Annotated in this window: 7 protein-coding genes; 6 read left to right on the plus strand and 1 reads right to left on the minus strand. The window is 74.7% G+C overall.

The window, feature by feature from the left end; translation table 11 throughout:
* Window positions 1-118: 118 nt before the first annotated feature.
* Complete coding sequence (glgX, locus tag ACI79V_RS24095; protein WP_456893427.1) at window positions 119-2,254, minus strand: glycogen debranching protein GlgX; 2,136 nt, start codon at window positions 2,252-2,254, stop codon at window positions 119-121.
* A gap of 63 nt (window positions 2,255-2,317) precedes the next feature.
* Here glgX and ACI79V_RS24100 point away from each other — a divergent pair, with 63 nt between their 5' ends.
* From ACI79V_RS24100 to ACI79V_RS24125, 6 genes are all read left to right on the plus strand, one after another.
* Complete coding sequence (locus tag ACI79V_RS24100) at window positions 2,318-3,148, plus strand: ABC transporter ATP-binding protein (RefSeq protein WP_456893429.1); 831 nt, start codon at window positions 2,318-2,320, stop codon at window positions 3,146-3,148.
* Between the two features lie 10 nt (window positions 3,149-3,158).
* Window positions 3,159-3,947, plus strand: a complete 789-nt coding sequence (locus ACI79V_RS24105; RefSeq protein ID WP_456893431.1) for an enoyl-CoA hydratase/isomerase family protein — start codon at window positions 3,159-3,161, stop codon at window positions 3,945-3,947.
* Between the two features lie 2 nt (window positions 3,948-3,949).
* The gene (locus ACI79V_RS24110; RefSeq protein WP_456893433.1) at window positions 3,950-4,993 is read left to right on the plus strand and encodes an ABC transporter ATP-binding protein; all 1,044 of its coding nucleotides are present in this window, start codon (window positions 3,950-3,952) and stop codon (window positions 4,991-4,993) included.
* Between the two features lie 26 nt (window positions 4,994-5,019).
* Complete coding sequence (gene cds1 / locus ACI79V_RS24115) at window positions 5,020-6,126, plus strand: L-cysteine desulfhydrase Cds1 (RefSeq protein ID WP_456893434.1); 1,107 nt, start codon at window positions 5,020-5,022, stop codon at window positions 6,124-6,126.
* Window positions 6,127-6,246: 120 nt separating this feature from the next.
* Window positions 6,247-7,026 carry an electron transfer flavoprotein subunit beta/FixA family protein gene (locus tag ACI79V_RS24120; protein WP_456877291.1) on the plus strand — a complete coding sequence of 260 codons (780 nt, stop codon included), beginning with the start codon at window positions 6,247-6,249 and terminating at the stop codon, window positions 7,024-7,026.
* 38 nt (window positions 7,027-7,064) lie between these two features.
* The gene (locus ACI79V_RS24125) at window positions 7,065-8,027 is read left to right on the plus strand and encodes an electron transfer flavoprotein subunit alpha/FixB family protein (protein WP_456893436.1); all 963 of its coding nucleotides are present in this window, start codon (window positions 7,065-7,067) and stop codon (window positions 8,025-8,027) included.
* Window positions 8,028-8,063: the final 36 nt, after the last annotated feature.

Here is an 8,063-nt window from a genome sequence, read left to right on the forward strand (position 1 = left end):
GGCCCCACGGCCTCCCACCCGGGCGCGCGTCCCCCCCCCCGCGGGGGCGGCCCCCCCGCGGGGGGGTGGGGGGGGGGCCCCCCCGACGATCAGGTCACCTGATCCCGGCGGGACACCCTCACGGGCGGCGCAGGACCCGCAGCAGCCAGACGCAGCGCGGCGGCACCTCGATGGCCCCGGGCGCGACGACGGCCGGCCGCGGCGGCGTCCCGGTGGCGTACTCGGTGCTCACGACGAGCTCGTAGCCGTCGGCCCACGGCGCCCCGGGCAGGTGCACGGTCACCGGGTCGGGCCCGGCGTGCAGCTGCACGAGGTAGGAGTCGTCGACCACCGGCCGCCCGCGCTCGTCGCGGTGCCGGATCGCGCGGCCGTCGAGGTACATGCCGACCGTCTGCAGGCCGGCGTCGAACCAGTCCGCCGTGGTCAGCTGCCCGCCGGCGGGAGCGAACCATGCCACGTCCCGCGTGCCGCCGGTGGCCGGGATCTCGTGCCCCTCGAAGAAGGCCTCCTGCCGCAGCACCGGGGAGTCGCGGCGCACCCGCACCAGCCGGCGGACGAAGTCCAGCAGGTCCCCGTCGACGCCGTCCCAGTCGATCCAGGAGACCTCGTTGTCCTGGCAGTAGGCGTTGTTGTTGCCGCCCTGGCTGCGGCCGAGCTCGTCGCCCGCGGTCAGCATCGGGACGCCGGTGGACAGCAGCAGCGTGGCCAGGTGGTTGCGCACCTGGCGGGCCCGCAGCGCCTGCACCGCGGGGTCGTCGGTGGGCCCCTCGACGCCGCAGTTCCAGTTGCGGTTGTGGCTCTCGCCGTCCCGGTTGTCCTCGCCGTTGGCCTCGTTGCGCTTGCGCTCGTAGGTGACCAGGTCGGCGAGGGTGAACCCGTCGTGGGCGGTGACGAAGTTGATGCTGGCGAACGGGCGCCGGCCGTCGGAGCGGTACAGGTCCGAGGAGCCGGTCAGCCGGTAGGCCAGGTCACGGACGCCGACGTGGGCGCCGGACCAGACGTCGCGCACGGTGTCGCGGTACCGCCCGTTCCACTCGGTCCACAGCGGCGGGAAGTTGCCCACCTGGTAGCCGCCCTCGCCGATGTCCCACGGCTCGGCGATCAGCTTGACCTGGCTGACCACCGGGTCCTGGTGGACGACGTCGAAGAACGCCGAGAGCCGGTCGACGTCGTGCATCGAGCGGGCGAGCGCCGCGGCCAGGTCGAAACGGAACCCGTCGACGTGCATCTCGGTCACCCAGTACCGCAGCGAGTCCATGAGCATCGCCAGCACCTGCGGCCGGCGGACGTCGAGGGTGTTCCCGCAGCCGGTGTAGTCGGTGTAGCGGGCCGGGTTGGCGCCGTCGAGCCGGTAGTAGCCGGGGTTGTCGATGCCCCGCAGCGACAGTGTCGGGCCGGTGGCGTCGCCCTCGGCGGTGTGGTTGTAGACGACGTCGAGGACGACCTCGATCCCGGCCTGGTGCAGCGCCTTCACCATCGCCTTGAACTCGGTGACCTGCGCCCCGCCCGAGCCCGCCGAGCTGTAGGCGGCGTGCGGGGCGAAGTAGGCGAGGGAGTTGTAGCCCCAGTAGTTGGTCAGCCCGCGGCGCAGCAGGTGCGGCTCGCTGACGAAGTGGTGCACCGGCAGCAGCTCCACGGCGGTGACGCCGAGTGACTGCAGGTGCGCGACGAACGCCGGGTGCGCCAGGCCCGCGTAGGTGCCGCGCAGCGCCGGCGGGACCTCGGGGTGGCGCATGGTCGCGCCCTTGACGTGCACCTCGTAGATGACGGTGTCCGACCACGGGGTGTTCGGCCGCCGGTCGCCGTCCCACGGGAAGGAGTCGTGGACGACGACGCCGCGCGGCACGAACGGCGCGGAGTCGCGGCCGTCGGGCGTGCCGGCGTCGACGCCGTCGGCGCGGTGGCCGAACAGCGCCGGGTCGAGGGTCAGCTCGCCGTCGACGGCGCGGGTGTAGGGATCCAGCAGCAGCTTGGCGGGGTTCCACCGCGCGCCGGCGCCGGGGTGGTAGGGGCCGTGCACCCGGTAGCCGTAGCGCTGGCCGGGGGCGACGCCGGGCAGCCGGCCGTGCCACACCTGGTGGGTGGTCTCCTGCAGCCGGTGGCGGTGCTCGGCGCCGTCGGGGTCGAACAGGCACAGGTCGACGGCGGTGGCGCCGGCCGACCACACCGCGAAGTTGGTGCCGGTGCCGTCCCAGTGCGCACCGAGGGGCGCGGGGGAGCCCGGCCACACGGCGGCGTCCTCGGGATTCCTCACCCGGCGATACTGCACGGTCCGCCTGTCGGGCGGAGGGATCAGGGGAGTTGGTTGGATGGGGTCGTGTCGAGCAGCGCCGCGTCCCCCGGGCCCGCCGGAGCCGAGCCCGTCGTCGAGATGCGGGGGGTGGACGTCGTCCGCGGGGGCTCGTACCTGCTGCGCGGGATCGACTGGACCGTCCTGCCCGACCAGCGCTGGGTGGTCCTCGGGCCCAACGGCGCGGGCAAGACCACGCTGCTGCAGCTCGCCGGCGCGCACATGCACCCGACCCGCGGCGAGGTGCGGCTGCTCGGCGAGACGATGGGCGCGGTCGACGTCTTCGAGCTGCGCCCGCGGATCGGGCTGACCAGCGCCGCGCTGGCCCAGCGGATCGAGCCGGGGGAGCGCACCGGCGACGTCGTCCTGTCGGCCGGGTACGCCGTCGTCGGGCGGGGCCGGGAGCGCTACGACATCCACGACCTCAGCCGGGCGGCGCTGCTCATGCAGCAGTGGGGGGTGCAGGCGATCGCCCACCGCCCGTTCGGCACGCTCAGCGAGGGGGAGCGCAAGCGGACGCAGATCGCCCGCGCGCTCATGCCCGACCCGGAGCTGCTGCTGCTCGACGAGCCCGGTGCCGGCCTCGACCTCGGCGGCCGGGAGGACCTCGTCAGCCGGCTGTCCGACCTCGCCCGCTACCTCTACGCCCCGGCGCAGGTGCTGGTCACCCACCACGTCGAGGAGATCCCGCCGGGCTACACCCACGCGCTGCTGCTGCGCGAGGGCGCGGTGGTCGCCTCCGGCCCGCTGGCGCAGGTGATCACCGGCGCGGCGCTGTCGCAGACCTTCGGCCTGCCGTTGCGGCTCGAGCGCTCCGACGGCCGGTTCACCGCCCGCCGCGGCCCGGCCGCTGGCTAGGGTGCCCGGCATGGCAGCAGCACCCCGGTCCGTGACCCTGTCGGTGGACGACGGCGTCGGCACGATCCGCCTCGACCGCCCGAAGATGAACGCGATCGACGAGCAGCTCTACACCGAGGTGCGGACCGCGGCCCTCGAGGCCGGTGAGCGGGCCGACGTGCGCGCCGTCGTCCTCTACGGCGGCGAGCGGGTGTTCGCCGCCGGCGCTGACATCAAGGCCATGTCGCAGCTCGACGGCCGGTCGATGGTGGCCTGGGGCCGGGAGCTGACCAACAGCTTCACCACGGTCGCCCGCATCCCCAAGCCGGTCATCGCCGCGATCACCGGCTACGCCCTGGGCGGTGGCTACGAGCTCGCGCTGTGCGCGGACTTCCGGGTCATGGGGGCGGGCGCGAAGGTCGGGCAGCCGGAGATCCTGCTCGGCGTCATCCCCGGGGCCGGCGGCACCCAGCGGCTCGCCCGCCTGGTCGGCCCGGCGAAGGCCAAGGACCTGGTGTTCACCGGCCGGCACGTGGGCGCGGAGGAGGCCCTGGAGCTGGGCCTGGCCGACGCGGTCGTCCCCGACGCCGAGGTGTACGACACGGCGGTGGCGATGGCGCGCAAGTTCGCGGCGGGCCCGCCGCTGGCGCTGGCCGCGGCCAAGCGCGCGGTCGACGAGGGGCTCGACCTGCCGCTGCAGGGCGGGCTGGAGCTGGAGAGCCGGCTGTTCGCCGAGCTGTTCGACACCGAGGACCAGAAGGCCGGCATGCGCTCGTTCCTCGAGCAGGGCCCCGGGAAGGCGACGTTCAACGGGCGCTGACCGTGACGGGCAGTCCGGGCCGGACCCCCGGCGCCGCCCTGCGCCTGGCCGGCGTGACGAGCGCCCCTGCCCTCGACGGGGTCGACCTCGACGTCGCCGCCGGTGAGCTGGTCGCCCTGCTCGACCCCGCCGGCACGCACGGGCGGGCGGTGCTCGACGTCGTCGCCGGGGTCGCGCGCCCTGACCCCGGGCAGGTGGTCCTCGCCGGGCGGGACGTGACCGGGACGCCCGCGGCCGAGCGCGCGGTCGCTCGGGTCACGGCCGACCCCGGCCCCGCGCGGTTCCGCACCGTCGCCGCCTCCGCCGTGCCGCGCCGGGGCGCCGACGCGGAGGCGGCGGGGCGGGCCGCCGGGCTGCTCGGCCTCGTCGGGCTCGCGGGGCGCGCCGGTGAGCGGGTGCGCCGGCTGTCCCCGCACGACCGGCTGCGCCTGGCCCTCGTGCGGGCCCTCACCGGCGACCCGCAGGTGCTGCTGCTCGACGAGCCGTTCGCCCGCTGCGGCGGCGCCACCCAGCGGGCGCTGCGGGAGGAGCTCCGCCGGCTGCAGCTCCGCGCGGGCGTGACGACCCTGCTCGCCACCTCCGACGCGGCCGAGGCGCTGGCCGTCGCCGACCGCGTCGCCGTGCTGCGCGACGGCCGCGTGGAGCAGGTGGGCACCCCCGACGAGCTCTACCAGCGGCCGGCGACGGTGTTCGTGGCCGAGTCGGCCGGCACGGTGAACCGCATCCCGGCCGTGCTCGGCGACGGCGACGTCGAGTTCCTCGGCGTCCGCCGGGAGGTCCTGGGCGCGCCGCCACCGCCGGGTCCGGCGACCGCGCTGGTGCGGCCGGAGGCGCTGGAGGTGAGCGCCGACCGGCGGGGCGCGGGCCGGGTCGTCACCCGGACCTTCACCGGGGTCACCTCCCGGCTGGCGGTGGCGCTGCCCGACGGTCTCGAGGTGCAGGCCGACGTCCCGAGCGCGACCAGCCGGGACCTGCTCCCGGGGACGCCGGTGACCGTGACGCCGGCGGAGCACCCGGTGCTGGTCACGGTGCGGTCGCCGGACTGACCGCCGGGGTGCACGAGGATGGGCCGGTGAGCAGCCCCGACCTCCTCGACGTCGACCGTTCCGACCCCGCCGGGCGGGCGTGGGTGGACCGCGCCGTGGCCGTCGTCGAGGCCGACGCGCTGCGCAGCGCCGACACCCACCTGCTGGTCTACCCGCTGCCGCCGGCGTGGGGCGTCGAGCTCTACCTCAAGGACGAGTCCACGCACCCGACCGGCAGCCTCAAGCACCGGCTGGCCCGCTCGCTGTTCCTGCACGCGCTGTGCTCGGGCTGGATCACCGAGGGCAGCCCCGTCGTCGAGGCCTCGAGCGGGTCGACGGCGGTGAGCGAGGCGTACTTCGCGCGGATGCTGGGCCTGCCGTTCGTGGCGGTCATGCCGGCCTCGACCAGCCCGGAGAAGGTGGCGCTCATCGAGTTCCACGGCGGCCGGTGCCACTTCGTCGAGCGGGCGCCGGAGATGTACGACGAGGCCCGCCGGCTGGCCGCCGAGTGCGGCGGCCACTACCTCGACCAGTTCACCCACGCCGAGCGGGCCACCGACTGGCGGGGCAACAACACCATCGCCGAGTCGGTGTTCGAGCAGTTGGCCCTCGAGCGCCACCCCGTCCCCGAGTGGGTCGTCGTCGGCGCCGGGACCGGCGGCACCAGCGCCACCTTCGGCCGCTACCTGCGCTACCGCCGGCACCGCACCCGGCTGGCGGTCGTCGACCCGGAGAACTCCGCCTTCTTCCCCGGTTGGGTGGACGACGAGCCCGCGTGGACCACCGGCTCGCCCTCGCGGATCGAGGGCATCGGCCGGCCGCGGGTGGAGCCCTCGTTCCTCCCCACGGTGGTCGACCGGATGATCCGCGTCCCCGACGCCGCGTCGCTGGCCGCGGTCCACCACCTGGAGCGGGCGACCGGACGGCGGGCCGGCGGCTCCACCGGCACCAACCTGTGGGGGGCGTTCCGGCTGGTGGCCGAGATGGTGGCCGCCGGGCGCACCGGCAGCGTCGTCACACTGCTCTGCGACGGCGGCGAGCGGTACGCGCACACCTACCACTCCGACGCCTGGGTGGCCGCCCAGGGACTCGACCTCGCCCCCCACACCGAGGTGCTGAAGGAGTTCTCCGCGACCGGCCGGTGGACCGGGTGACCGGGGTCACCGGCACCCCGGCACGCCGCCCCGTTACCCGGCAGTAGCCTCCACTATCGGAGCCAGGCGGGCCCACGTGCCCGCGTCCCCCCAAGACCGATCGCGGAGGTAGGTCTGGCGATGAACATCGTCGTTCTGGTCAAGCAGGTACCCGACTCCGGCACCCAGCGCTCGCTGGACCCGTCGGACAACACCGTCGCCCGCGCCACCGCGGACAACGTCATCAACGAGATCGACGAGTACGCCATCGAGGAGGCCCTCCAGGTCAAGGAGGCCCAGGGCGGCGAGGTCACCATCCTGACCGTCGGCCCGGCCTCGGCCACCGACGCGATCCGCAAGGCGCTGTCGATGGGCGCGGACAAGGCCGTGCACGTCGTCGACGACGCCATCCACGGCTCGTGCGCCATCCAGACCTCCGGCATCCTCGCCGCGGCGCTGCAGCAGCTGGACTACGACCTGGTCCTGACCGGCGCCACGTCCACCGACGGCCAGGTCGCGGTCATGCCCGCGCTGCTGTCGGAGCGGCTGGGCATCCCGCAGCTGTCGGGCGCGCAGAAGCTCACCGTCGAGGGCTCCACGGTCAAGGTGGAGCGGCAGACCGACGGCGGCTTCTGGGCGCTGGAGGCCCCGCTGCCAGCCATCGTGTCCACCTGGGACACCATCAACGAGCCGCGCTACCCCTCGTTCAAGGGGATCATGGCCGCGAAGAAGAAGCCGGTCGAGACCAAGTCGCTGGCCGACCTGGGCATCGACCCCTCCACCGTGGGCCTGGCCACCGCCACCAGCGCCGTCGTCGACTTCTCCGGCCGCCCGCCCAAGGGCGAGGGCGTCAAGGTCACCGACGAGGGCGACGGCGCGGAGAAGCTCGTGGGCTTCCTGGCCGAGCAGAAGCTCGTCTGACCCGGCCCGGATCGCAGCGAAGAGGAGACTGAACACCCATGGCAGAGGTCCTGGTCCTCGTCGAGCTGAACCCGGCCGACGGCACCGTCCGCAAGACGACCCTGGAGGCGCTCACCGCCGCCCGCGCGCTCGGTGAGGTCTCGGCGGTCGTCGCCGGGGGCCCCGGGGTCGCCGCCGGCGCCCGCGATCGGCTCGCCGAGTACGGCGCGGCGAAGGTCTACGCCGCCGAGTCCCCCGAGATCGACGAGTACCTCGTCGCGCCCAAGGCCGAGGTGCTCGCGCAGCTGGTGCAGCAGGTGTCGCCGGCCGCCGTCGTCATCCCCTCCTCCCCGGAGGGCCGGGAGGTCGCCGGCCGGCTGGCGCTCAAGACCGGCAGCGGCTTCCTCACCGACGTCACCGAGATCGCACCCGACGGCACCGCCACCCAGGTGATCTTCGCCGGCGGGCAGATCGTGCACTCCAAGGTGACGGTCGGCACGCCGATCTACACCCTGCGCGGCAACTCGGTCGCCCCCGAGCCGGCCCCCGCCGCCGGCGAGACGGTCCCGGTCGAGGTCTCGATCTCCGAGCAGGCCAAGCAGACCCGGGTGGTCGACCGGGTCGTCGAGCAGAAGAGCAACCGGCCCGAGCTGACCGAGGCCGCGATCGTGGTCTCCGGTGGCCGCGGGGTCGGCAGCGCGGACAACTTCGCGCTGATCGAGGCCCTGGCCGACTCCCTCGGCGGCGCCGTCGGTGCCTCGCGGGCCGCGGTCGACTCCGGCTTCTACCCGCACAGCTTCCAGGTCGGGCAGACCGGCAAGACCGTCTCGCCGCAGCTCTACATCGCCGTCGGCATCTCCGGTGCCATCCAGCACCGCGCCGGCATGCAGACCAGCAAGACCATCGTGGCCGTCAACAAGGACCCCGAGGCCCCGATCTTCGAGCTGGCCGACTTCGGTGTCGTCGGTGACCTGTTCCAGGTCGCCCCCAAGGCCACCGAGCTGATCAAGGCCCGCCGGTAGCAGCACCAGCACGTCGAGCGCCGGCCCCGCGGGGCC

The organism is Geodermatophilus sp. SYSU D00700, assembly GCF_054050255.1.